The organism is Candidatus Latescibacterota bacterium (assembly GCA_019038625.1).
Taxonomy (GTDB): Bacteria; Krumholzibacteriota; Krumholzibacteriia; order Krumholzibacteriales; family Krumholzibacteriaceae; genus JAGLYV01.
Window position 1 is genome coordinate 1 of record JAHOYU010000056.1, and the last position, 2058, is coordinate 2058.

At 49.3% G+C, this 2058-nt stretch carries 1 protein-coding gene; it reads left to right on the plus strand.

The features are described from left to right. Positions 1–224 precede the first annotated feature (224 nt). Entirely contained in the window at positions 225–1934 is a 1710-nt protein-coding gene (locus KOO63_03850; protein ID MBU8920973.1) for a transposase, read from the plus strand. Positions 1935–2058: the final 124 nt, after the last annotated feature.

The following is a 2058-nucleotide window of genomic DNA, read 5'->3' on the forward strand; positions in this document are numbered from 1 at the left end:
CAATAATATAGACCCCCCGTCCTCCCGTTGCGCAAGCGCCCGCGCAACGAGCCGGACAGCCCCCCTAAAGAGGGGGGCTGTCACTACGTGATGGTGCGGCCAAAAGTCAGAACGAATAAAACAAGTATAACCAGTTGATAATAATAGAATAACGCTTGACTTAATATAAATATTATCACATATTATGGTAGTGATAAAACCATAAATGTGAGGAAGTCTCAAACATGATAAACATCAAAGATCACCATACCGGATGGCTAATAGATCCATGGGATCATTTAGGCCCCAAGCGACGCAAGCTGCTGGATAGCAGTTGGGCCGGAGTGTTCCGCAAGTACCTTTTCGAAAAGCTGCCGATAGAAAGGATAGCGAGACACTTCGATGAGTCACAGGGACGTCCGACAAAAGAGCTGTATACGGCGTTGGGGATGCAGATACTCCAACAGCTTCATGACTTGAGTGACCCTGATGTGACGATGTCGCTTGCGTTCAGCGAGCAATGGCATTACGCGCTTGACATTACTGACAACTCTGACGCGAGTATGTACGTGTCGGAACGAAGTGTCCGTCGCTACCGGAAGATACTGATCAAAGAAGGTCTCGACAAGGTGCTGTTTGAAACACTGACCGATAACCTGATCGAGGCATTCGGTGTTGACACTTCGAAGCAACGCCTGGATTCGACGTTTATTCAATCAAACATGCGTATCATGGGCCTGGTCGGGATATTCTCCTCCACTATTCGCAAGTTTTTGAAAAAGCTTCGGCGCTCTCATGCAAAGCTGTATGCCCGTTTGCCCGAATCGAGATTCAAAGGCCGTTATCTGACGAAGGATTCCGAGAACCTGTTTTCACAGGTGAAGCCTTCGGAAGCTTCGGTGACTCTTCACGAACTGGGGAATGACCTCCTGTATCTTGTTGAGTTTTTCCGTTCTTATACTACTGTATGCAAGCTTTCGGAATACCGCCTGCTCGAACGTGTTCTCGATGAATGCTGCATCGTTACGGGTTCGGGGGCTGATATCATGGTCGAACTGAAACCGCCCAACGAGATACCCTCTGATAGCCTGCAAAATCCATCCGATCCCGATGCAGGGTATGACAATCACAAAGGCAGCGGGTATCAGGCCCAGATCATGGAGACCTTTCAGGTTGAAAAACCGGATGACAAAAAGACTCCCGACCTGATAACCCATGTCGAAGTCGAACCGGCCAACGTCCATGACTCACATGCGCTTCTTCCTGCCATCGATGCAACAACTGAACGTGGTTGCCAACCGGAAGAACTTGTCTGCGACAGCCTCTACGGCAGCGATGACAACGTTCAAAAGGCAGCCGTAAAAGAGGTTGACGTCATCTCTCCGGTTCAGGGAAAACATCTCAACGGTGACTTTACACTTGCCGACTTTGAGATTGATCCGGCAACACATTTTGTGCTCTCTTGCCCCGAATCACATAAACCGGAACATGTCTATCGAACCCGTAAAAACAAACTACGGGCCAAATTCGCGAAATCTATCTGCTCTTCCTGTCCACAGCGCGATAACTGCCCCGTGCGGCCAAGAGCAAAAGCGTTCTACCTGCGCTACGATGATAAAATGCTTCGGCTGGCACAACGACGCGTCTATGTGCAAACCACAGAATTCAAAGATCGGTATCGATGGCGCGCCGGTGTCGAAGCTACCATGTCACACCTCAAAGCCGATGTCGGTGTGGCGCAACTCAGAGTCCGAGGTCTCGCATCCGTGCGCTTCGTTGTCATGCTTAAAGCACTCGGTTTAAACATACTCAGGTGCGCGAAAGCACTCGATTTATACTTATTACACGTTTTATCGCGTCTTCGAGGCTCAACATTGATCTCATGTCGCTGTTTTAACTCTCGCTACGACATCTTGCTACAAAAGATCAGATATTCTTATGCTTTAGCTTCTTAACCTTTTGGCCGGAGCATCACGCAGTGACATCTCCCCTTTTAGGGGAGACGAAAAGAAATTGGCGCGGATGCGAAATAGTCCCCCCTAAAAGGGGGGAAACGGCGAAGCCGAGGGGGGTCAATGG